General features: G+C 42.7%; 22 protein-coding genes. 7 read left to right on the plus strand and 15 right to left on the minus strand.

The window, feature by feature from the left end:
• Window positions 1-20 precede the first annotated feature (20 nt).
• Both C4B60_RS07185 and cls read left to right on the plus strand, forming a co-directional pair.
• Window positions 21-1,223, plus strand: coding sequence for a M20 family metallopeptidase (locus C4B60_RS07185; protein WP_104057330.1), 1,203 nt, complete (start codon window positions 21-23; stop codon window positions 1,221-1,223).
• A gap of 162 nt (window positions 1,224-1,385) precedes the next feature.
• Window positions 1,386-2,834 carry a cardiolipin synthase gene (gene cls / locus C4B60_RS07190; protein ID WP_104057331.1) on the plus strand — a complete coding sequence of 483 codons (1,449 nt, stop codon included), beginning with the start codon at window positions 1,386-1,388 and terminating at the stop codon, window positions 2,832-2,834.
• 57 nt (window positions 2,835-2,891) lie between these two features.
• On the opposite strand, the gene C4B60_RS07195 is transcribed toward cls, so the two are convergent.
• From C4B60_RS07195 to C4B60_RS07225, 7 genes are all read right to left on the minus strand, one after another.
• Window positions 2,892-3,884 carry an NAD-dependent epimerase/dehydratase family protein gene (locus C4B60_RS07195; protein ID WP_104057332.1) on the minus strand — a complete coding sequence of 331 codons (993 nt, stop codon included), beginning with the start codon at window positions 3,882-3,884 and terminating at the stop codon, window positions 2,892-2,894.
• 423 nt (window positions 3,885-4,307) lie between these two features.
• A complete protein-coding gene (locus tag C4B60_RS07200; protein WP_104057333.1) occupies window positions 4,308-5,504 on the minus strand; it encodes a YsnF/AvaK domain-containing protein in 1,197 nt (398 codons plus the stop codon).
• A gap of 209 nt (window positions 5,505-5,713) precedes the next feature.
• On the minus strand, window positions 5,714-6,592 hold the full coding sequence (locus C4B60_RS07205; RefSeq protein ID WP_245153903.1) for a M15 family metallopeptidase: 879 nt from the start codon (window positions 6,590-6,592) through the stop codon (window positions 5,714-5,716).
• 108 nt (window positions 6,593-6,700) lie between these two features.
• Complete coding sequence (locus C4B60_RS07210) at window positions 6,701-7,849, minus strand: mannitol-1-phosphate 5-dehydrogenase (RefSeq protein ID WP_104057334.1); 1,149 nt, start codon at window positions 7,847-7,849, stop codon at window positions 6,701-6,703.
• Window positions 7,849-8,280 (minus strand): PTS mannitol transporter subunit IIA, encoded by a 432-nt coding sequence (locus tag C4B60_RS07215; RefSeq protein ID WP_104057335.1) that lies wholly within the window; start codon window positions 8,278-8,280, stop codon window positions 7,849-7,851. Before C4B60_RS07215 ends, C4B60_RS07210 begins: the two co-directional genes overlap by 1 nt.
• Window positions 8,280-10,385, minus strand: coding sequence for a BglG family transcription antiterminator (locus C4B60_RS07220; RefSeq protein WP_104057336.1), 2,106 nt, complete (start codon window positions 10,383-10,385; stop codon window positions 8,280-8,282). Before C4B60_RS07220 ends, C4B60_RS07215 begins: the two co-directional genes overlap by 1 nt.
• 83 nt (window positions 10,386-10,468) lie before the next feature.
• Window positions 10,469-11,920, minus strand: a complete 1,452-nt coding sequence (locus C4B60_RS07225) for a PTS mannitol transporter subunit IIBC (protein ID WP_280632258.1) — start codon at window positions 11,918-11,920, stop codon at window positions 10,469-10,471.
• Window positions 11,921-12,165: 245 nt separating this feature from the next.
• Here C4B60_RS07225 and C4B60_RS07230 point away from each other — a divergent pair, with 245 nt between their 5' ends.
• Both C4B60_RS07230 and C4B60_RS07235 read left to right on the plus strand, forming a co-directional pair.
• Window positions 12,166-12,582, plus strand: a complete 417-nt coding sequence (locus C4B60_RS07230) for an organic hydroperoxide resistance protein (protein WP_104057337.1) — start codon at window positions 12,166-12,168, stop codon at window positions 12,580-12,582.
• Window positions 12,583-12,744: 162 nt separating this feature from the next.
• Entirely contained in the window at window positions 12,745-13,884 is a 1,140-nt protein-coding gene (locus C4B60_RS07235; protein ID WP_104057338.1) for an MFS transporter, read from the plus strand.
• A gap of 142 nt (window positions 13,885-14,026) precedes the next feature.
• Here the strand turns inward: C4B60_RS07235 and C4B60_RS07240 are convergent, their stop codons facing one another.
• From C4B60_RS07240 to C4B60_RS07250, 3 genes are all read right to left on the minus strand, one after another.
• A complete protein-coding gene (locus C4B60_RS07240) occupies window positions 14,027-14,629 on the minus strand; it encodes a pyroglutamyl-peptidase I (RefSeq protein WP_104057339.1) in 603 nt (200 codons plus the stop codon).
• A gap of 117 nt (window positions 14,630-14,746) precedes the next feature.
• Window positions 14,747-15,043: a hypothetical protein gene (locus C4B60_RS07245; protein ID WP_167578597.1), complete on the minus strand. Its 297-nt coding sequence runs from the start codon at window positions 15,041-15,043 to the stop codon at window positions 14,747-14,749.
• A 420-nt stretch (window positions 15,044-15,463) separates the two neighbouring features.
• Entirely contained in the window at window positions 15,464-16,219 is a 756-nt protein-coding gene (locus C4B60_RS07250) for an SDR family NAD(P)-dependent oxidoreductase (protein ID WP_104057341.1), read from the minus strand.
• Between the two features lie 569 nt (window positions 16,220-16,788).
• Between C4B60_RS07250 and C4B60_RS07255 the strand changes: the two genes are divergently transcribed.
• Window positions 16,789-17,352 (plus strand): sugar O-acetyltransferase, encoded by a 564-nt coding sequence (locus C4B60_RS07255; RefSeq protein WP_104057342.1) that lies wholly within the window; start codon window positions 16,789-16,791, stop codon window positions 17,350-17,352.
• 33 nt (window positions 17,353-17,385) lie between these two features.
• On the opposite strand, the gene yidC is transcribed toward C4B60_RS07255, so the two are convergent.
• The 3 genes from yidC to C4B60_RS07270 form a co-directional block, all read right to left on the minus strand.
• The gene (yidC, locus tag C4B60_RS07260; protein WP_245153904.1) at window positions 17,386-18,156 is read right to left on the minus strand and encodes a membrane protein insertase YidC; all 771 of its coding nucleotides are present in this window, start codon (window positions 18,154-18,156) and stop codon (window positions 17,386-17,388) included.
• Window positions 18,157-18,181: 25 nt separating this feature from the next.
• Window positions 18,182-18,481 (minus strand): hypothetical protein, encoded by a 300-nt coding sequence (locus C4B60_RS07265; protein WP_104057344.1) that lies wholly within the window; start codon window positions 18,479-18,481, stop codon window positions 18,182-18,184.
• 106 nt (window positions 18,482-18,587) lie between these two features.
• Complete coding sequence (locus C4B60_RS07270; RefSeq protein ID WP_104057345.1) at window positions 18,588-19,505, minus strand: diacylglycerol/lipid kinase family protein; 918 nt, start codon at window positions 19,503-19,505, stop codon at window positions 18,588-18,590.
• Between the two features lie 245 nt (window positions 19,506-19,750).
• On the opposite strand from C4B60_RS07270, the gene C4B60_RS07275 reads away from it, so the two are divergent.
• Window positions 19,751-20,563, plus strand: a complete 813-nt coding sequence (locus C4B60_RS07275) for a DUF368 domain-containing protein (RefSeq protein ID WP_104057346.1) — start codon at window positions 19,751-19,753, stop codon at window positions 20,561-20,563.
• Between the two features lie 87 nt (window positions 20,564-20,650).
• Window positions 20,651-20,986 carry a DUF4870 domain-containing protein gene (locus tag C4B60_RS07280; RefSeq protein WP_104057347.1) on the plus strand — a complete coding sequence of 112 codons (336 nt, stop codon included), beginning with the start codon at window positions 20,651-20,653 and terminating at the stop codon, window positions 20,984-20,986.
• Here the strand turns inward: C4B60_RS07280 and C4B60_RS07285 are convergent, their stop codons facing one another.
• Together C4B60_RS07285 and C4B60_RS07290 are read right to left on the minus strand one after the other, a co-directional pair.
• Window positions 20,987-21,613, minus strand: coding sequence for a flavodoxin family protein (locus C4B60_RS07285; protein WP_104057348.1), 627 nt, complete (start codon window positions 21,611-21,613; stop codon window positions 20,987-20,989).
• Between the two features lie 146 nt (window positions 21,614-21,759).
• Window positions 21,760-23,286 carry a flotillin lipid rafts scaffold protein FloT gene (locus tag C4B60_RS07290; protein WP_104057349.1) on the minus strand — a complete coding sequence of 509 codons (1,527 nt, stop codon included), beginning with the start codon at window positions 23,284-23,286 and terminating at the stop codon, window positions 21,760-21,762.
• Between the last annotated feature and the right edge of the window lie 17 nt (window positions 23,287-23,303).

Genomic DNA, 23,303 nt, shown 5'->3' on the forward strand with positions numbered 1-23,303 from the left:
TTGAAAAGGAGTTTTCACCTATGTCATCACCCAATTTCCAAACAGTACTAAAAGACTCGGTTCTTCACTATATTGAATCAAGAAAAGAAGGTTACATCAGAACAAGCCATTCCATCCATGCCCGACCTGAAATAGGCAATGAAGAGTTTTATGCCCAGCAGCATTTAACGAATCACTTAATTTCTGAAGGCTTTAAAGTTGAAAAGGGAGTCGCAGGGCATGAAACAGCTTTTTATGCGGTCAAAGAAAGCGGCAGGCCCGGCCCAGCTATTGCCTTTTTAGCTGAATATGATGCACTGCCTGGCCTTGGTCATGCATGCGGCCATAATATCATTGGAACAGCCAGTATTGCAGCTGCCATCAGTGTCGCCAGTGTAATCGATTCGCTAGGCGGAAAAGTTATTGTGCTTGGAACTCCTGCTGAAGAAGGCGGACCAAATGGCAGCGCGAAAGGAAGTTTTGTAAAGCATGGCTTCCTTAACGAAGTGGATGCTGCCCTTATGGTTCATCCATCGTATCATTCCGGCCGCACCACCACTTCCCTTGCAGTGGATCCACTAGACTTTGAATTTATCGGAAAGCCGGCACACGCAGCCTCCTCACCCCATCAGGGAATCAATGCGCTCGATGGTGTCATTTCCCTATTTAATGGCGTAAACGCGCTGCGGCAGCATGTCCCGGATGATGTACGCATTCATGGCATTATCACACACGGAGGAGATGCGCCTAATATTATCCCTGAATACGCAAAAGCACGATTCTACATTCGTGCAGCTAAAAGGGAAACATTAAATGGTGTTACTGAAAAGGTTCGCCATATTGCTGAAGGCGCGGCTCTCGCAACCGGGGCCTCACTAAATGTAATTGCGTTTCAAAATGAAGTGGACAATCTGGTTCCTACTCCGCTTTTTGACGACATTTATGAAGAGGTCTTTACTTCTCTTGGAGGAAAAGTATCACCAGAAGGGCGTAACGGCATAGGTTCAACTGACGCAGGCAATATCAGTCAGGTGGTCCCGACAATCCATCCTTATATCCAAATCGGTTCTAAGGACCTTGTGTTGCATACCGACGCATTCCGGGAAGCAGCTAAATCAGAAGGCGGCGACCGCGGGCTGCTATTAGGTGCCAAGTCATTAGCCTTAACCGCTCTTGAATTGTACACGAACCAGGATAAATTGAAAGAAATACAGGAACAGTTTAAAGACCTCCACAACAAGTAATCATTAGAGCCGTTCAGGTACACCTTGAACGGCTTCTGTATGCCTTCCTTTTTTATGCTATTATTTAGAGAAGAGAACCTCACTTCTCTTCCCCTATTTGTTTTTTTAGGATACGATAGGGAACTGTTAGTAATAGACTATTTTAGATTGGCAGGGAAGCCTATGGATTGGATCTCCTATGTTGTTGGATTTGTCTTTTTTTTAAACTTTATATTTGCAGGAATCCTTATCTTTTTGGAGAGAAAAGATGCAAGCTCGACCTGGGCATGGCTTATGGTGCTCTTCTTTATTCCTCTTGCAGGCTTTGCCCTTTACCTGCTTTTAGGCCGTCAGTTAAATAAAAAACGGCTGTTTAACTGGGAAGGACATAGCCGGGTTGGTATACAGCAGCTGATTCATTATCAGATCGAGGCTATTCATAATAAGGAATTTGTTTTTAAATCAAAGGAAGCTGAAAAGCTGCAGGATTTAATTTTTATGCATCTTTACAATAATGATGCTGTGCTTACGCAGGATAATGAAGTCGAGATTATTGTCGACGGACAGCATAAGTTCGAAACATTATTTAAAGATATTGAAGATGCAAAGGATCATATTCACCTGCAAACCTATATTTTAAGGAGGGATGACCTTGGAAGCCGTCTTCTTTCCTTACTTATTAAGAAAGCGAAGGCAGGCATAAAGGTTCGGATACTTTATGATGATATGGGCTCACGCGGGATGAATAAACGCTTTTTCCGGGATCTGCGGGCAGCGGGCGGAGAAATAGAAGCTTTCTTCCCCTCAAAGGTACCGCTCATTAATCCACGTTTGAATTTCCGAAATCACCGGAAGCTTATTATTATTGATGGGAGAATCGGGTATATCGGCGGTTTCAATGTAGGAGATGAATACCTTGGAATCGATAAGCGGTTTGGCTATTGGCGCGATACCCATTTGCGGGTCGAAGGAAGTGCCGTGCATCCAATCCAGACCCGCTTTATCCTGGATTGGAATCAGGCTTCCTACCGGTATGATATTAATTATTCAGATGAATATTTCCCCCCTATTCCTTTAAAGGGCGAGGTTGCTATGCAAATTGTCTCGAGCGGACCGGATTCTGAGTGGGAACAGATTAAAAATGGCTATATTAAGCTGATTACAGGTGCAAAAAAGTATATTTATATCCAAACTCCGTATTTCATTCCTGATGAAAGTCTCTTAGATTCGCTCAGAATTGCTGCTCTTTCAGGTGTTGATGTGCGGATTATGATTCCAAACAAACCTGATCATATGTTTGTTTATTGGGCTACTTATTCCTATGTGGGTGAATTAATGAAGGCTGGAGCGAGGATTTATATCTACGAAAACGGCTTTATTCATGCAAAAACACTCGTAACAGATGATACAGCAGCTTCCGTCGGGACAGCTAATATCGATTTAAGAAGCTTCAGCTTGAATTTTGAAGTTAATGCATTTATTTATCATCAGGAGACAGCAACGAATCTTTGCCAGATTTTTATTGAGGATATGGAACTTTCCACAGAGCTTACACCAGAGCTTTATCAAAAAAGATCTCTTTACATCCGCTTTAAAGAATCAATTTCAAGGCTATTATCTCCTATTCTATAAAAAGTAATTTACATTAAAAAATCGCTTCTCCATTGGAGAGAAGCGATTTTTTCATTGCTATTTTTCTTCAGCGGCTATTAGAATTTCCTTTTCCTTGTCCTCAGACAATCCGGCTTTCCAGCTATGATTGTTTCGTTTGGTCAGCCATTGATACGTGTCCTTAATAGTCTCCTCAGGAGAACGGAAGGTTAATCCGTGAGCAATGGCATCCTTCGCATCCGCCACTAAAAACCCGGATGGAAAGTCTTCACTGAGTGGAATCCAAAAAGGCATTTCTACAAATGGTGTTACCTCGAAGGAATGTAACACTTCATCCTCCACCCATTTAAACTCTGCATCGCTTCCTGTTACTCTCTTTGAGGTTTCCAGGAGCTCCTCCATCGTCGGGTTATAATCCAGACCAGCTGCATTATAGGTGCCGGATTCTTTATTCTCAGTCATTCGAATCACCCATTCACTTAAATCCCGTACGTCTATCCATTGAATTTCTCTCTCGGGCTTCCCGGGAGCGAGTACCCTGCCTCCTTTTGACACCCGGTAAACCCAATACGTATAGCGGTCAGTCGGATCATCCGGACCAACAATAAGACCTGGACGGATACATAAAGCACGGGATCCGAAGACTTCTTTGACGATCTCTTCACATTTTTGCTTAAGGGGGCCGTATGTATCGCCTGTGACTTCCTCTGTATCACCGGTCATTTTTTTCAAAGCAGTCTCCCCAACTTTAGCAGCACCATGTGCAAAATCCCCATACACAGATATAGTGGAAATTAACACATAATGCTTCACACGATCCTTCAAAAGGTTGACCGTTGCTTTTACTTGGCTCGGAACATAGCCTGATACATCAATGACAGTATCCCAGCTTCCCTCTTCTAAGGCAGAGAGATCTCCATTTCTGTCTCCTACCCTTTTTTCAACCTCAGGAAATAAATCCTGATTGGTTTTTCCACGATTGAAAATGGTCACAGTGTGTCCTGCTTTTAATGCGCTTTCTACCATATGTCTGCCTACAAACTGAGTGCCGCCAAGTATTAAAACATTCATTACACGCTCCCCCTTCTTGTTTTCTTCTCCTTAATTATACTCTGCTCTTTTGAGAGAGAACAAAAAACAAGAGGAAAGAAATGTAGAAACAACATTCCCATGACAATGGAAAGGGGGTGGGACAAATGTGTCTCACCCTCTTAAACCCGGTTCACTGCGCTTCAGGGGGACGCTTTCCGCGGGGCGGGGCTTGAGCTAACTTGCTTACAGCAAGTGGATCTCAAGCTCCCGCTTCTTCCCGCAGGAGTCGCCCCCTTCCGCTCCGTTCACCTCACGTTTATAAAATTAAAATAAACGTTTTGTCTCAACCTCCTTATCCGGTTTTCTGAGCAGGTGGAAGCTTTCCGCCGGACTTGACTTGAGCTAGCTTGCTATCGCAGGTGGATCTCAAGCTTACCTAACTTTTAAATCTGGACTGCTTTGTTATTCTTTGAACCCCGCATTTCTTCTCTCTGCCAGGGGATCTTCCTCTCGGCGATGGGAACGCTCCATGTTTTGTTCTGAAGAGGAGGCTCTGCCGGCAGAACGGCTTTCAAATTCATTTCTTTCACCTGAATCGCTTTCTCTTTCATTATCTATAGAAGCTTCTTCTTTTCGAATCGTCTCTCGTATTTTTTCGGTGTCCTGCATCTTTTCTTTTCCAATCACAATCTCATCTGTTACGACAGGTTTCTTTGTAACCTCCACTTTTTCTTCGATGATTGGCACGCGAATCTCTTCTCCCTCCATGATAGGAGATGCATCATCAGCCGGCTGTTCATCTACTGGGCGTCTCTCCACATAAACATCCTCCTGTTCAACAGGAACATCCATTTCTTTTTCTTCAGAAACCACTTCTTTACTTACGTGAACCTCACCTGTTTGGACCCTTTCCTTCTTTGCCTGCAGCTTTTCTTCACGAAGCTGCATTTTCCGTTCTTCCCCGGCATCCAGAGTCGTATCACCGGATTGAGTCATGTTATGTCCCTCTCGAGTATCTCTATCCAATTCAGAAGATGGCGTATTTCTTTCAGATCTTTCTATATTCATTCCTGATGTCTCTGTACCCATTCCGGATGTCTCCGTACTCATATTTGACGTGTCAGCGCCCATTTCTGAAGTCTCTTTAGTCAAACCGGAAGTTTCTGTACTCATTCCCGAAGTCTCGGCTTTCATGTCAGGATTCTCAGTATTCATTTCTGAACGGTTGATTTGCTGATCCTGATTAGGAGGCTCTGCAGTCATTGTTCCCGATCCCTCAGCTGCGCTGGCTGCTTCTGCCATGCCTGACGCCTCTGTTCTTGAGGTCAGCACTAAAAACTTTCCGTCGTTAATTTCATTTGCATAGTCTTCTGCCTTAAAGCTGGTAATGCCAAGATCCATCAGTTCATCTTTTACATCCCGATTAGTACCTGGCCCATCAGCTGTTAATGCATCTTTAATCTTACCGAAGAATGATTCGTCCTGATGCTCCGGTGAAGAAACATGCTTCATATTAATTCCAGTAGTGCTTAATAAATCATTGTTGCCGTTTGATACAACCGTGATGTCTTCCTGATTATATCCTTTTGCGGTTAAATCCTCTAAGCAGCGGATGACCTCTTCTTGTGTACTGTAAGCACCTACAACTTCCATGTTCATCACAAAATCCTCCTTTGTTTAAATGCTAAAATTTTTATTTTTTAAGCTTTATATCCAAAATTAGAAATCATCATGTAAATTAGATACCCGGCATTAATTAAGCTAAACACAACCAATTATTTGTAATTTATTTGTCTTTTTAAAGGGAATTATTGGGTGAAGATGGAAGACAAAAAAACTGCCCGGAATATATTCCGGGCAGTGAGTGGTTAAATATTTAAATATTCTTCAAGTGTTAAGCCGCTGTCGTGCACTTTTTGGGCGAGCTCTTTACCCAGATACCGGAAATGCCAGGCTTCATATTGATAGCCTGTAATTTCTTCTTTACCTGGCGGGTAACGGAGAATAAAGCCATACTGGTGAGCATTTTCCTCCAGCCATTTCGCAGCTTCTGTTTCACTAAAGCTGTCATCAGCCCAGTTTACTTCCTTGCCGACTTCTCCAATATCGAAGCCAAGTCCCGTTTGGTGCTCTGAGTAGCCAGGTGGTGCGCTGAATCGATCTGCTTCTTCCTGGCCGTGGTCATTTACGTACCTTTGATACAGTTCCTCCTGGTATTCAAAAGAACGGAATGTACTAAATGCGATCAGTTCAAAGCCTTCTGTTTCGGCAGAAGCCTTCATTTCTTCAAAAGCAGCTCTCGCTTCCTGATCTTCTCCAGGAGCGTAGTCTACAGGCAGCGGATATTGTTTATTCGCAACAAGGACACCTTTCACATACGTCGGTTCCTTAACCGTTTCAGGGGTTTGCGGTTCTTCTTCTACTGGTGGTGTATCTTCATTTAATTCTTCATCATTTGGATCAGGAAGTTCTTCTTGCGGCTCTTCTTCCGGCGGCTCTGGCGTTACTTCCTCCTCTGGCTGTTCCTCTTCACTTCCCTGATTAAACGGCTGATAGAATAGCCCTTGGATCGCTTGCTGTGGAGACCAGTTATAGACGCTAAGTGCTCCTAGAGATGCACCGACAAGTATTGTGAATAGGACGGCAAGTGTAATCCACACCTTCATTCCTTTTTTCTTTTTTGCATAAAGCCGATCTTTTCTCATGGTAAGATTGTTCCCTTCCTTTATCGCAAATCCTTTACTCACTAACTTCCATTCTATCAAAAATTGATGTTATTACACCAGAAAAGAATTTGAATACCCAAAAAAGCCTGCATAAGTCTCAGGTTTAGACTTATGCAGGACACATTTTAATTAGCTATTGTATTCCTGAATGACAGCCTGGACAAGTGGATCATCATTTGACAAATCTGCTGCTTTTGCAAATGCTGCCTCTGCTCCAAGTGTTTTGATGTCATTCTGAAGGCTCTGACTTTCCGGATCAGCTTCTTCGTTGAAATAAAGAGCTGCTGCGATGGTTTTGATTAAACCTTTTGGCTCAACCCCATCCTTCATTAATGAAACGGCTGGGTAGACAAGACGCTCCTTTGGTCCAAGCTTTCTTAGCGGAGCTCGTCCAACACGGGCCAAATCATCAGACAGATAAGGATTTTCAAATCTGCCAAGAATCTTTTCAACATATCTCTCGTGCTCCTCAGGAGACAAGCTGTATTTCTTCGTTAAAAATTCGCTTGTTTCTGAAAGAACCTCTTCCACCTGCTGCTTGACTGAAGAATCTGCAATGGCCTGATCTACTGTTTCAAACCCTTGCTCTAATCCAAGGTAGGCAATAGCAGCATGTCCTGTGTTTACAGTTAGGAGCTTGCGTTCAATAAATGGGGCGAGATCCTCTACAAATTGAACTCCCTCCATTTCAGGAATTGCACCCTTCCAGTCATTTCTTTCAACAACCCATTCAAAAAATGGTTCTACCTGAACCGTCAATGGATCCTCATGCTGCTGAATCGGAACAATTCTGTCCACAGCCGAGTTTGGAAAACCAATCTTTTGGGCTGCCTCGCGTTTAACGTCCTCATCTAAGTGCTTTTCAATTTCTGCACGAAGAAAATCGGTTCCATTAATCATGTTTTCACAGGCAACGATGTTCATTTGCTTTAATGAGCCTTGTGCTTCATAGGCTTTTGTCAGCCCTGAAGCAATATCCTTAGCGATAAATGGAAGAACGCCCGGTCCAACAGAGGCTGTAAGCAAATCAGCCTCTTTGATTGCTTGGGCGGTCTTATCCGGTTCCTGAGCGCTGTTAATTCCTGAAACACCTTTTACAGTAAAGGAGGTTTTCTCCTCTGAAGCAATCTGAACGGTGTATTCCTGTTTATCATTAAGCGCCTGAATCACCTTGTCATTTACATCAACAAAACGAACCTCAAACCCTGCCTTTGAAAGGACAGCGCCGATAAATCCTCTGCCTATATTTCCTGCTCCAAAATGAACGGCTTTTTTCATTATTCTGCTTCCTCAAAAATGCTGATAATTTCTTCCTCTGAAGATGCAGCGACAAGCTTTTCTACATTTTCAATTTCTGAGCAGACAATGGCAATTTGAGACAGCAGCTCCAAATGCTCCCCATCTTTACCTGCGATTCCGATGACAAGTTTAACGGTTTCACCATTAAACTCTACGCCTTCAGGAATTTGAAGAAATGAAAGCCCTGATGCAAGAACCTCCGTTTTCGCTTCTTCAGTACCATGTGGAATCGCAACAAAATTCCCCATGAAAGTAGATGTTAACTCTTCTCTTTGTTTCATAGCAGGAACATAGCTTTCTGTCACATAGCCCTGCTCGACTAAAATTCTTCCTGCCTGTTCAATTGCTTCCTCCTGAGAAGAAGGTGATGCGTTTAGTTTGATATTTTGTGGTTTTAATAAAGTACTCATTATTTTCCCTCCAGAAATGAATTCATTTTTTGGCGAATAAATTGATCGCATTTTTGTTCTAATAAACGATAAATAGCCTGTTCGGAGCCATTTGAATACAGCTCCAGTTGTGCATCCTCTTCAATGATTGAAGCACTGATCATGCTTAGTAATTCATAAATTTCTGTACCCATGCCATCTGGCGCTAAAAGAAGAATCATTCTTTTCATTTGACTGACATTACTATCCATTGATTTCACCGGCATTGGCTCTTCCACTTCAAAAATCACGAAAAGCGGCCGGTTAATTTCTGCAGCTCTCGCATGGTACAGCGCCAGATTTGTTTCCGGAATGCCAAGTCCGCCCAATGCTTCTCTTGATTTCAGCAGGGTCAGGATGGTGCCGCTTCCTTCTGCTGCTTCATGTGCAGCTCCATACTTATCTGCCGCTGTCAAAAGTTCATCCTGGGATGACACTCCCGGCATTTTAATTAAAGCAAAATCCTTCAGCAGCTGAATCATGATAGCCGTCAGCTGCTGTATTTTTTCCAGCGAGTGAACAACAGGCTCTTTAAAGACAGCAGGGTCTTCTATTTTCCTATACCCTTTTTTCGAGGTAATCAACGGCATATTTTTTTGTAAAAACCGTCTTACTCTGTCAACATCATTTTCTGGAAGCAGAGGGTTGACCAGTAAAAATTCCCGATCAATGTCCACAAGCCCTATGGTTGAGATGATCACATCATACTGGTCAACCGGCAGGGTTCTTGCGTCCGTTAATGAAGCAAGCGTAATCGTCGTTATTTCGGGAAATTCTTTTTTCAGCCTGCTTGCCAGCATTTTTGATGTGCCTATTCCGCTCGAGCAAACGACTAAAGCAGAAACAGAGATTTCTTCCTTGCGAATTTCAAGAGAAGAAGCAAAATGCAGAACAAGAAAGGCAAGCTCTCCTCTGGAAAATGTCATGCCTTGGAAAAGCTCCTCAAGTACCTGCTCAATGCTCCGGTACAGAATCGGGTAATCCTCTACAATTGTTTCTGTCAGTGGATTAAACGCCTGAAGCCCCTCTCCGGCCCGGTGAATAGCAGGCTCAAGATGGGCAATTAAGCCTTCTGTTAGGGAGCGGTCCCCTGTAAAATCTACACCTACCTGCTGACCAACCTGCTGGATCAGAGTTTGAACCAAAAGCGTCAGCTCAGTATTATCTGTACTTTGGACCGGCAGCTGATCTTTCCGATTAGCACCTTTTAAGTGAATGGCAATATAGCCGGCTTCCTCAATCGGAATTTCCACATTAAATTCTTCAGCGAGGGATTGTGTCAGGGATTGAGCGACAGTAAATTCAACGGTCTGGCTCAGCTCATCCTTTACTGAATCCTCAAGCCCGATTTTCTCTCCGCTCATAATCCGCTGAATCGCGAGTGAAATATGAATAACAAGCGCTAAATAAGCACCGTCTGCCAAGGTGTAGGGAAGGTCCTTTACCTCATCCATAATGAGTCTTTCCACTCTCGTTAAAAGCTCCCTGCTTACAATTCCGCCAACTTTATCATCTACCATACCCGGATAAATAAAATGTTCATCTACCATCGAATAAAGAGAAGAAGCGTCCATTTGCTCGATTAGCAAAGCGGCAAGCGCCCTTCTTTTTTCCCGCTCAGAGCCCGTTAATTGAATGCCGATTCCTCTCCGGCGAACGACGGAAAGCCCGTAAGGTTCTACGGACTTCTCGAGTGTGTCTAAATCATGCAGCAGGGTGCCGATCGCACAGTTTAATAATCTTGTAAGAATAGCTGTTTTAACAGGCTTATGATGCTTAATTAAGTAATGGAGCAGCACGACGATACGTTCCTCCTGCTGCAGGTCGTGATCCTTGCCTTCTCTTAGAGCGGTTTCGAGCTCATGAAGCTGCTCCTGTCTTCCATTAATTTGAACACCTGCGCCTGTTTGTTTTTTTAGATTCACAGAATAGCCGCTAAGTACTCTTTCTACATTCTTTAATTCGCGGTGTATGGTTCTTGAGCTTACATCCAGTACATCAGCCAGCTCACGGATCGTTGTAAATTGGTGCTGAGTACGCAGCAGCCATTCGATAATTTTTCGCTCTCTGCCTGTAATATACTCCATTGCGCCTCAGCACCTCCATTACTAGTTAATCTGGTAAATAAAGCTAGTAAGCATGAATAACCTTTTCACCACATTTAGTCAGTTTATTTTAGTTTTTCAATTATCTCGTCATATTTAGGGCTGTTCAGGAAGTTTTCTACAGAGACGTGAATTGCATCCGGTTTTTTATTCATTGCCCGCTCCGTCAAATCCTTATGCGTAATAACCAAATCAGCATCATCCGGAATCTGATTGATCGCTGTATTTGTTACATCAAAGCTGAGTCCTGCTTTTTTCATTTTGTTTTTCAGCAGGGAAGCACCCATCGCACTTGAACCCATGCCTGCATCACAGGCGAAAATGATCTTTTGAATGGTTTCTTTTGAAATTTCATTCGGAGCATCTGATGCAGAAGCACCGGCAGACGTTCCTTCTGCTGCTGTTAATCCGCCTGCAACTGAGCTCTTCTTGCCTTTCATTTCTTCCATTTTAGCAGTTGCGCCCGCTAAATCGTCTTCTCCTGCTTTAGATGTGCGCAGGAAGATTGACGCTACAACAAAGGATACGATTGTTGCAATCAGTACACCAGCGACCATGCCAAGATAGTCTCCAGGTGGTGACATGGCAAAGTAAGCAAAAATACTTCCCGGTGAAGCAGGTGCCCGAAGTCCAACATCAAACAGATTAAATGTAAAGATTCCGCTCGCTCCACCTGCAATGGCCGCAACAATCAGAACAGGCTTCATTAGGACGTAAGGGAAATAAATTTCGTGAATCCCCCCGAAGAAATGAATAACAGAAGCACCTGCTGCTGTTTGTTTTGCTGTTCCTCTTCCGAAAAAGATATACGCAAGCAATATACCAAAACCTGGACCAGGATTTGACTCAAGCATATACAGAATTGATTTCCCATTCTGTAATGTCTGATCTGCTCCAAGCGGTGTTAAAATCCCGTGATTGATTGCGTTATTTAGGAACAGAATTTTACCAGGCTCGATGAAAATACTGACCAGCGGAAGTAATCCTGCATTTACCAGCACTTCTACGCCTGAAGCTAACACATTCGTAAAACCTACTACGACAGGACCAATTCCTAACAGAGCGAAAATCGCAAGAATTGCTGCTAAGATACCTGCTGAAAAGTTATTAACCAGCATTTCAAAGCCGGATCTGACTTTTCCGTCAAGAAATTCATCAACCTTCTTAATTAGGTACCCGCCAAGCGGTCCCATAACCATTGCACCAAGGAACATTGGGATGTCTGCTCCTGCAATAACACCCATTGCAGCTGTTGCCCCAACAACCCCTCCTCTAAGGCCATGAACCATTCTACCACCTGTAAAGGCAATTAATAGCGGCAGAAGGTATGTGATCATTGGACCAACTAGTCCTTCTAATGCTTCATTTGGAAAAAAGCCATCCGGTATAAATAAAGCTGTAATTATTCCCCATGCAATAAATGCACCAATATTCGGCATAATCATGCCGCTTAAAAATGAACCGAACCGCTGAACTTTTGCCCGAATTCCTTTTTTATTCGTTGAAGTTTGTTCCACTTTTTTTCCCCCTTTAAAAGCTGATTTCGCTCTTATACTATAATCATAAAACGCTTTCAGCTCACTCTCAATAAAATCTATTTAGGTATTTGGCAAGAGCGTGTGTGCCATTTTACTAGTTGGGTTTGACCATTTCTGTTTTGGAGAATGTTTAGTTGTTCTTAAAAACGTGAACAGTAATAGCGTGGAGAAATTTAATAGACATTCATTTACTTGAATGATAACTAATTGAGGAGATGAGATTAATGCCAGTATTAACTTCAGCTGCAACAGCACAAGGCGGACGTGAAGGTGTTGTTCGCTCATCAGATGATTTAATTCACTTAGAGCTTGGCATGCCAAAGGATGGCGGGGGTGCTGTAGGAAAGTCAAACCCCGAGCAGCTTTTCGCAGCAGGCTATGCATCATGCTTTGACGGCGCCTTTAATTTAATTGCTAAAAAAGCAAAGAAGGATGTAGAATCCAGTACGACAGCACATGTGAGTCTTGAAAAAGACCCGGAAGACGATGGATTTAAAATTTCTGTTAAGCTTGCTGTAGAGGTTAAGGGAGTCAGCCAGGAAGAAGCGGAAGATCTGCTTCAAAAAGCACATGAATTCTGCCCTTACTCTAAAGCAACAAGAGGAAATATTGAAGTCGATCTTGAAATAACTGCTGAGTAACGCTGGAAAATTTTTCGTGCGATTCTTTTATTTAAGCTTAACCACACTCTTTTTATAGAGTGTGGTTTTTTATTGATTAAAAAACTCCTCCTCCCTCTTATTCCCTATTCTTCTGCTATACTATTAGTCTGTAACTAGATTGGAAGATGGAGTGAGTTAAAGTTGAAGCAGCAAAACTGGTTATCTGTTAACTTTTTTACGTTCTTTTTTACTTGGGGAATTTTTCTGCCTTATTGGACCGGCTGGCTTGTCTTTGAAAAAGGCTTAACCGTTGGTGCAGCAAGCACGATTATCGCAGCAGGATTATTTACCCGTTCATTCTCAACACTCTTTTTATTTCCTGAGCTGACTAAGCGATTCAGCCTTGCTCTGCTTATGAAAATATTGCCTATTGTCTCGGCATGCCTGCTCCTTCTATTTATTCCGGCACAATCATTTTCAGCTCTTATGATTGTCATGATTCTTTTCAGTTTATTTTATCCAAATGTTTTGCCGCTCATGGAAAGCAGCGCTACCGTATTAATGAAAACTAACGGCATTAATTACGGACGAAGCCGGTCGTTTGGTTCAGCAGGCTATACAGTCAGCTTAATATTCATCGGCGTCACTACAGCTATTTGGACAGAATCTTCTATTATGGCGATGATGATCATTGGAACCGGTCTTTTAATAATGACCTCCTTCCTACAGGCTCCGGATGCATTGGCGACGAAATCAGCTCCTCAATTAGGCGGATACCGGGCCATTTTTAAAACGCCGGGGTTTGCAGCTGTTCTTTCAATCTGCGTTTTGATCCAGGGTTCTCATGCAGCCTATTACAGCTATGGCTTTATTTATCTGCAGGAGCTGCAGGTCTCAAGCATCTACATAGGATTTATTTTAAATATTGCCGTATTGTCTGAGATTGTTTTCTTTGCTGTGGCAGACCGTTTCTTTGGCAGGACGACCGTTTCAGCCATGTTTATATTTGCTGCTGCAGCCACTGCCATTCGGTGGATTCTGGTTGGATTGTTTCCGTCACTGTGGATGTTTGTATTGACTCAAATGCTGCATTCTCTGACATTCGGCTTAGCGCATTATGCATTTATAAAATATATCTACCGCGCAGTGGATAAACAGCTGATCCCGACTGCACAGGGTTTATATGCATCACTTGGAATGGGTCTGAGCACCGCTCTTTTGACTCAAATTGGAGGATCTTTATATGAGGTTTCTTCCGGACTTTCCTTTATAGGGATGGGCTTAGCTGTAATACCTGCTTTCTTTATCGGTTTTTGGCTAAGCGCCCGGAAACTGGCTTAAGCTGCCTTAAATAATCGTTTTTAATTACCGAGGATGAGACAGATGTGTCTCATCCTCTTTTGCCGGGTTCACTGCGTTACTAAAACATCGATATGTCCCAAACTTTTTTAATTTTCTCGACTTACATTTTCTGCTCGGCTGATCAACTTAATTCTTCTATACATAATCGAATGGCATTTGTCAGGTCCTGTTGAGACCAGCTGGGTATTTTCCCGGAGTCTATCGCAAGCTCATGTGAGGCGGGAATATGAATAAACCCTGATGGAATTGTACGCCCTTCTTCTTTAAGTCTAAATAGCATTTTATACATGACATGATTGCATAGGTACGTACCTGCTGTATTCGATATCCCCGCAGGATAACCCTCTTTTTTAAGTCTTTCTGTCATTTGTTTAATAGGAAGAGTTGAAAACAGCCCATCTGGACCTTCCTCAAGAATTTTTTCACCTGAAGGAATATTTCCACTGTTATCAGCTTCGCCGTCATTGCAATTAATCGCTATCCGTTCCGGGGTCACAGCGGTGCGACCGCCAGCGAGCCCAAGTGAAATAACAGCATCAGGCTGCACCTCTTCGTAAAACTGAATAATCTGCTTGCCAGATTTAGTAAAATCAACTTTCATGATTCTTCCGATGATCGAATAGCCGTTTATTTCTTTTCCACCTAATTCTTCCACAATCTTCATCGTTGGGTTTGATGAAAACGTTAAAAACGGCTCAAACCCGGTTAATAGTAGCTTCTTCATTTGACTTCTCCTCCATCTTAAAACAAGTGTATGTAGTTAAACGATAGCATAATATTTCGGAATACGTAAGATAAAAAAGACCAGCACGGGGGCTGGTCTAAAGTTTATTGATCATCATTATTCATTTGAGTCTTCATCTTCATTATCCAGCATAGAATCATCGTCTGAATTATTCACATCAGTGTCTGTATCGGTGTCACTGTCTTCATCGTCGCCAGAGTCCATGCCGCCTTCACCGTCATCTGTGGTGCCGCCGTCCGTGTCTTCTCCATCCTCGGTTCCGTCAGTACCACCATCACCGTCATCTGTATCTAGTCCGTCATTTTCCTCCATTGGAGCATCCGGAGTATCTGGATCTAGCGGATCCTCGTTATCATTATCGTCACCACATGCAGCCAATATTCCCATGCTCAATATACCCGCTGCACCCAGTTGCGTCCATTTTTTAAGATTCATCAAAAAATTCTCCTTTCATGCAATAGTATTTTTTGTCTTAATAATGAAACACGTTACTTCTTTATTTTGTTGTACATTACGTATTTACCCAGTGTTTTCAAGGGCAAACCATCCTTTCGAGCATTACAGCGCTATGTAATCTCTCTGTAATATTAAAATAATTTCTCTTCATATATATAAGACCGTCCTTTTTTACAAGAGAATTAATATTATCTTTATAATCCAGTTTGTTCTTTTTACAATTTAGGATTAGTTTTTCTATCAAAAAAATAATTATAAAAAAGGTTGAGACAAATGAATGTCTCAACCTTTTTTGTTCGGTTCACTCTGCTTCAGATGGACGCTTTACGCGGAACGGGGCTTGAGCCTATTTTGTGCTTAAAGGAGCTCATTAATATGATAGAGTCTTCCGTTTTCGAGGTTCTTTTCCATAAGAAGGTCTACAAGTGCCTTTCCTACGGTTTCAGGCTTTCTTAATTTCCCTTGCTCCTTGTATGCCTGAAATGCGCTCACTGCTGCAAAAGCGTCGGAGGTTGAAGACCGGATTGTATTTTGCATATCTGTATCCATAATACTTGGACTGAATGAAATGATCTTATTTTTTGTTTTCAGTTTATCCTGCTCAAGGGCTGCGGTTTCAGTGAAAAGATTGAGCGCAGCCTTTGTACTTCCATAGATGCTCCAGCCATGATTGGGCTTATCTGCTGCTCCTGAGGTGATGTTGACCACTGTTGCGGGAATTCCTTTTTCTTCTGCATGCTTAAATGCGGCGTTTGTGATAAGGACCGGGGCTATGTAATTGGTTTGCGCGGCCTTTTGTATGGTGTGAGGATCAAGGTTTCCCACGGTTTGAATCGGATCTACGATTCCTGCGTTTTGAATGATTAACAGTTCTTCAATGGGCTGGTCTTTTGTTTCTTCAAACCAGGATGGGATAAATGCTTGTGTTTCTTCGAGCTGGCTTAGGTCTATTTTTTTGTGGGAATAAGTGAGACCTTTTTGTGCCGCTTTGTTTTTTAAGAGGGTGCTGCCTGTGCGGGAGACGTCGACGAGGCTGTATTCATGATCAAGCAGGTGCTCTCCGATTGCTGCACCAAGGCCTTTGGATGCTCCAGTGATGATTGCGTATTTCATGATGGGTTCCTCCTTAGGGTTTTTTTAAAGTATAGCGTGGATGATAGGTGATCGCTAAGTATTCGCATCTTGGAGTTTTGTTGATACAGTATAGTATAACTAGTGTTAGGGGTGAATGCCTTAAAATGGGGCGTGTTGATTTCCGCTGCAGAGGCATGCTTTCCGCGGGGCGGGGCTTGAGCTAACTTGCTGCGCAAGTGGATCTCAAGCTCCCGCTGCATCCCGCAGGAGTCAGCCCCTTACGCTGCAATCAACTTGGTTGAAAGGGATAAAGTAATCTTAACTTTGTGTGCCAGGGGTGAATGCCTCATAATAGAGCGTGTTGATTTCCGCTGCAGGGGCATGCTTTCCGCGGGGCGGGGCTTGAGCTAACTTGCTGCGCAAGTGGATCTCAAGCTCCCGCTGCATCCCGCAGGAGTCAGCCCCTTACGCTTCAATCAACTCCTGGGTAAGTCATTCGGTTCTTAAAAAATATCGTGTTAGGGTATACACCTCTTGAATTAGAACTTACATCACTCAACTATTGGATAATTAAAATTACTAAATAAAAAAGCATAAGGAGAGATTATATGAGGACGGAGAAGGATAAGATGGTGGCTGGGGAGCTTTATGCAGCTTGGGATGCTGAGTTGGTTAAAGATCGTCAGAGGGTAAAAGTTTTAACGAAGGAATTAAATGATTTATCTCCTTTGGAGGAACAAAAAAGGGAGAGGCTAGTTAAGGAGATTTTTGGTTCTGTCGGGAAATCGGTGTACATTGAGCCTCCTTTTCGCTGTGATTATGGCTACAATATTCATGTAGGAGATAATTTCTATGCAAACTTTGATTGTGTTATTTTAGATGTTTGCGAGGTGAGGTTTGGAAGCAACTGTATGCTTGCGCCTGGTGTTCATATCTATACAGCCACTCACCCGCTCGATCCTGATGAGAGAAACAGCGGACTTGAATACGGAAAGCCGGTTACATTTGGCGATAATGTGTGGATTGGCGGACGGGCTGTAATTAATCCAGGGGTTACTGTTGGGAATAATGCTGTCATTGCATCCGGAGCAATTGTGACAAAGGACGTTCCTGATAATGTAGTTGTGGCAGGGAATCCGGCAAGAATGATTAAAGAAATCGAAAAAAAGTAAGCTGCGTACATGCAGCTTACTTTTTTTAATCTATTATTGCTGAACAGCTTCCATTGCTTTCTCCGGGTGCTTCCGATAAAATCGTTGCCCGATCAGCGTTTGCACAATCAGGAACGCTCCTCCAACAGTCCAGTAAAGAGGCAGTGCTGCTGGTGCTGAGAATGAAATAAACATAATCATAATTGGTGAGATAAACGTGATCACTTTCATTTGTTTTTTCTGTTCATCCGGTAAGTTGTTTAAGGTAACAAACCCCTGGATAAAATAAACCGCTCCTGCGATCAGCATCATGGAAAGATCCGGAGAACCTAAGTTAAACCATAGAAATGAGTGGGTAGCAATTTCCTGTGAGTGGGAAATGGCAAAATACAGTCCCATCAGGATTGGCATTTGAATGATAAGGGGAAGGCATCCCATATTGAGTGGGTTCACACCATGCTTCCGGTACAGCCCCATCATCTCCTGCTGCAGCTGCGTTTGCTCTTCTTTGTTTTTGGCTTTCTTCATCTTTACCTGGATTTCGTCCATTTCAGGCTTTAATTCACTCATTTTTTCCTTCATTACCTGCTGATTGCGATAGTTTTTAAGCATAGAAGGCATAAGAACCAGTCTGATCAAAAGGGTGATAATAATGATGGACAAACCGAAATTACCATCAAAGAACGTACCAATTTCAAAAATCCCAAATTCAAACGGCATCACAAACAGATGATAGAAGAAGCCTGTTTGGTTTTCTACTCCCGAGCAGCCTGTCAATAATAAAACTGCCATTATACTGAATGCAAAAAGTGTTGCTTTTTTCAAAACCTTCACCATTCCTTTTTTTTTTTTAGATCGAATTAGCTTCTAAAAAAAGGAAGGAAGGGAGTTCGTCATTATCGTCAGGACAGCTTTTTCGTCTGACGGTTTTACCAAATTTCATTCTCGAACAGATGGCTTCAGCTGCCTGAAGATTATGATGTGAAAGCCTTGTAATAACTGGAGGCGATTGAGCTCCGCTTGTCCATTTGCTGCTGAGATGGGTTACCTGAAATGGGCGGTCCCAGCTCCAAATGATCATAATTAATAAAGCGAGCGGGACAGTACCTTCATTTAGGGATTCCATAATAGCCTGTACAAATAATTCCATTTATAAGACTCCTAAAATACTATTTGTGTTAAGTATAATCCAATTTCAAATTAAATAGCAAAAAGGAGTCTTTTGTTTTCAGAATGTACACATCTTGCAAAAAATGTCATGTAATAGATTCTTGTGTTTCCGGCAGGCTCCCCTTTGGAACAAATACCGGGATATGGCTTTTCAGGATTGAAATCGTTAGGGGAACGTGGTCTCCTTCGTCACCATCTACGTTGGCAATTAAGTCAGTATAGGATACAGCTTCTATTTGAGTGGAAGTCACATACTCTACATTTTCATCTTCCTTCATCGTTCCTTTTAGTAGAGAGGTTGCAATGGTAACGAGATTTACAAGGGAGACATCCCTGATGATAAAGCAGTGAAGCTTCCCGTCGTTCACCTCAGCGTGAGGAGCCAGCTTTTCAAACCCTCCTACTGAATTGGTCAGGGCGATTAAAATGAGCAGCGCCTTGCCATTCCATTCCCCATTATCATGACGGATCGCGATGTCAAAAGGCTCTTTATCTTTAATGGTTTTAAAGCCTTCAAGAATGTAGGCAAGAGGGCCGAGTTTCGTCTTTTGCTCTACAGATACACCAAATGTCGCTTCTGCAATCCCGCCTAACGCGATGATGTTCATAAAGTATTTGCCGTTAATTTTACCAATGTCCACCTTTCTTGAATCGGCATCCAGCAAAACATTAATGGCTTCTTCAGGATCCATAGGCAGCGATAGAGCACGCGCAAAATCATTGACTGTGCCTAACGGAACAATCCCAAGTGTCGGCTGATAGGGTTTTTCTGCAAGACCGGTAATCGTCTCATTTAACGTCCCGTCTCCCCCCATGGATACCACTGCGTCGTACCTTTCTTCACAGGCCTCTTCTGCATAAAGGGTCGCATCTGCTTCCTTTTGAGTTTCTTTTATAACGGTTTCGTACCCTTTTGCATCGAGCACCTCTAAAATCCGGTCAATATGTTTTTTTGCCTCCTCTTTTCCCGAGGATGGATTGGCAATAATCATCGCTTTTTTCATATTTAAGCCTCCCTGGTCATATGATTTTTATCATCTTCTATTATCTTAAGCATTTGCTTCCCTGTATTTATAAGGTCATTGGAAGCGTAAATTCTTATCCTATGCAATTCTGCTCTTATAGTGTATTTCCCTTTTTTTGATCAGTTTAACAATGACGCCAGCAATAACTTCACGTATAATGGTTTCTGTTGGTAAAATTTATTTCTGCTATTATTTGTGATTATAACGATAAAGGAGATTTACATATGTTTGATTGGAGAAATATTTTCCGCGGCATGGCCATGGGAACAAGTGACATTATCCCCGGGGTCAGCGGAGGAACGATTGCTGTTTTATTAGGTATATACGATCAATTTATTAACGCAATCAGCGGGATTGTATCAAAGGAATGGAAAAAGCATCTTCCCTTCCTTATAATGCTTGGATCTGGAATGCTAATTGCTATTTTAACGCTCAGCCATCTGGTTGAATGGCTGCTGGAGGCTTATTTTCAGCCGACTAATTTCTTTTTTATTGGGTTAATCGCTGGTATTCTGCCCTATCTATTAAAGGAAGCAGGCAAAATGGGCAAATTTTCAGGCAAGGACATCGCTCTCTTTTTAGCAGGTGCAATTATTGTTGGAAGCATGGTGTTCTTCAAGCCTGTGGAAGATGGCGCACCGCTTGAAACCTTTTCGGCTGCCGCTTTAATTATTTTATTTTTTTCAGGTGCGTTAGCGAGTATGGCCATGCTTTTGCCTGGAATCAGCGGTTCATTTATTTTACTGATCATCGGCGTTTATCCGACCGTTTTGAATGCCGTAACGACGCTTAATATCCCTGTCATTTTAGTGGTTGGGGCCGGAGTTGCGACTGGCTTTATTCTAAGCAGTAAAGGGATCCGCTTTTTACTTCATCGTTTCCCTTTAAGCATGTATGCATTCATTATCGGGCTTGTATTCGGCTCGCTTTTTGTAATTTTCCCTGGTCTTACTCTTTCACTCGGGAATGTAATGTTAAGCATTTTTGCCCTTATTCTCGGACTAGTTATTGCTATCTCACTTGGTAAAAAAGGTTAATAAACATGTTAAAACCGGACTGTTTCTTTTGAAATAGTCCGGTTTTTTTGTAAAAATGTAACTACAGAAGGAAAAGGAGGAAGCCAAATGACTACTGTTGCACCTTCTTCAACTGAAAGACTTACTGCAAGCCTGCTTTATTTTTTGAATTTCTTTACACCAATTATTGGACCAGCCATCGTTTGGTATTTAAACAGGAAGTCAGATTACATGCGCGAGCATGGAGTCATCTATCTTAACTTCCTGATCAGCTATTTTTTGTATCAGGCTTTTGCCGGTTTTCTTTATATTATTGCAATTGGCGTCCTCATAAACATCGTGTTAGGTGTTATGATGTTTGTCTTTATGATTATAGCCGGGATCTATGCTTACCAGGGCAGGTTCTATAAAATCCCGCTCGTGATCAGGTTTTTTAGTCTTTAATCAGGCTTTATTGCCAATTGCCGGGATCGGGCTGTTTTTGAGCATCTTCGCAAAATGGGCAGTGTTGTAAGCAAGCCACTGAACATGCTGATTCGTAAACTCGCTTTCCCCTTCCTGCATAGCTTCCATGTAAGACGGACCTGGTCCCGCTTCTCCTACCCAGTAGGTGTCTACATTAGGCGGGATCGTAAAGCCAAGATGGGAGAGCGCATATAGAACGGAAGAAGCTGCGTGCTTGCCGCCATCTTCGTTTCCTGTTACAACCACTCCGCCTATTTTATTGTAATAGATGGATTGACCTTCTTCGTTTGTCTCACCGCTGCCTCCGTTAATTCTTTCAATAATGCGGGATGTGATGCTGCTCTTTTCCCCGACCCAAATAGGTGTTCCAATAATTAATATATCCGCTTTTTTTATTTTTTCAAAAATAACAGGCCATTCGTCTCCATCACCCATATCCACTTCAACGCCGGGTTTAATGTTATAGTCGGCAATTCGGATGACCTCTGATGTTACACCTATATCCTCATAATGATTTATCACCTTCCGTATAAGTGCATCCGTGTTTGAATCCTCACTGCTCGGCTTAAGTGATCCGTTTAAAAATAGTGCGTGCATACTATTCATCCTTTCTTCTATTTTCTCCTCCTTCTATTCCCTCTTTTTATTTGTTCAATCAGGAATAGGGGTTTTCGGATTTTTCGATAGAGAAAAAGGGATTGAGACACCTGTGTGTCTCAACCCCTGGTCCGGTTCTTAAATTATTGCTAAAATTAGTTCCCCGATTTATCCTGCTGATTATTCTTTTTAATTTCTTCCGTCAGTCCATCAATGCTTGGACGGATGTTGTTTTTGCCTGACAGATTTTCAAGCATTTCTTTGACATCCACTCCAGATGTGGCCTTTAAAGATTCCTGCATGGTTGCCATAAGGTTCGTTGCGTAGCCGGAAACTTTATTAGCTCCGCCGTTTGCACTGTCGCTTCCTGTATCAACAACCGTAATTTTATCGATGTTGCTAAGAGGTGCTGCCACTTCCTTCGCGTATTGTGGAAGCATGCTAAGAACCATATCCAAAATAGCTGCTTGTCCATATTGCTCATATGCTTCAGCAATTTTGCGTTTTGCTTCAGCCTCTGCAAGACCTTTAAGACGGATGATTTCAGCTTCTGTTTCCCCTTGTGCCCGCTCGGAGTCAGCTTTTGCCTGACCATCGAGGCGGACTTTTTCAGCTTCTGCTGTTGCCATTGCTTCGATGCGGTACTTGTTGGCGTCAGCTTCTGCCATTTCGCGGGACTTGCTGGCTGCAGCAGCCTGCTCAACAGAGTAGCGGTCTGCATCTGCTTTCTTTTTAACCTCAGAGTCGTATTGTCTTTCACGACGCAAAATCTCTTTTTCTTCAAGCTCAATCTGTTTTTCACGCTCGATGATTTGAATTTGCATTTCCTGCTTCGTTACTTCCTGTTTGGAGCGGGCTGTTTCCAGATCATAAGATTGGTCGGCACGTGCTCTTGCCACGTCCTGCTCACGGCGGTAATCAGCTGTTTTTAGTTGATTGTCCTTTTCAGATTCAGCGATCTCTGTTGCACGTTCAAGCTCTGCACGCTTAGCGTCCTTGTCTGCCTCTGCACGCTTAATTCTTGTTTCTTTGTCTGCCTCAGCTGTAGCAATGTCAGCGTCACGGCGAACCTGGGCAATTCTTGGCTTACCTAGTGATTCAAGGTATCCATTTTTGTCACGGACATCCTTGATTGTGAAAGAGACAATCAGAAGTCCCATTTTCGCTAAATCCTGAGAAGCAACACGTTGAACTTCCTGAGAAAACTTATCGCGGTTTTTATAGATTTCCTCAACTGTCATCGATCCGAGAATCGAACGTAAGTGACCTTCTAAAACTTCTTTTGCTTCATTTTCTCTGTCTTCTTTTTTCTTCCCTAAAAACTGCTCTGCGGCTGTCGCAATTTCACCGATTGAACCGCCAATTTTAATAATCGCTGTTCCATCTGCCATAACTGGTACACCCTGCTCGGTATAAACCTCCGGTGTTGTTACATCAAGCTTGCTTGATAAAAGACTTAGCGGCTCCGCCTGTTGGAATACAGGAAATACGAAGGTCCCTCCGCCGCGAATAATTTTAATCCGGTTTCCAGACTCGTCTGTATGTACATTTTTACTTCCCAAATAGCTTCCTGTTACAATTAATGCTTCATCCGGTCCTGCTGTACGGTACTTGGTTACGTAAACCCCAATTAAAGCAAGTAAAATAACTGCGATAACCCCAATGACAATTAACATTTCCATTCTGTTTCCCCCTATTA

The organism is Jeotgalibacillus proteolyticus (assembly GCF_002926065.1).
In the GTDB taxonomy this organism is placed as follows: Bacteria; Bacillota; Bacilli; order Bacillales; family Jeotgalibacillaceae; genus Jeotgalibacillus; species Jeotgalibacillus proteolyticus.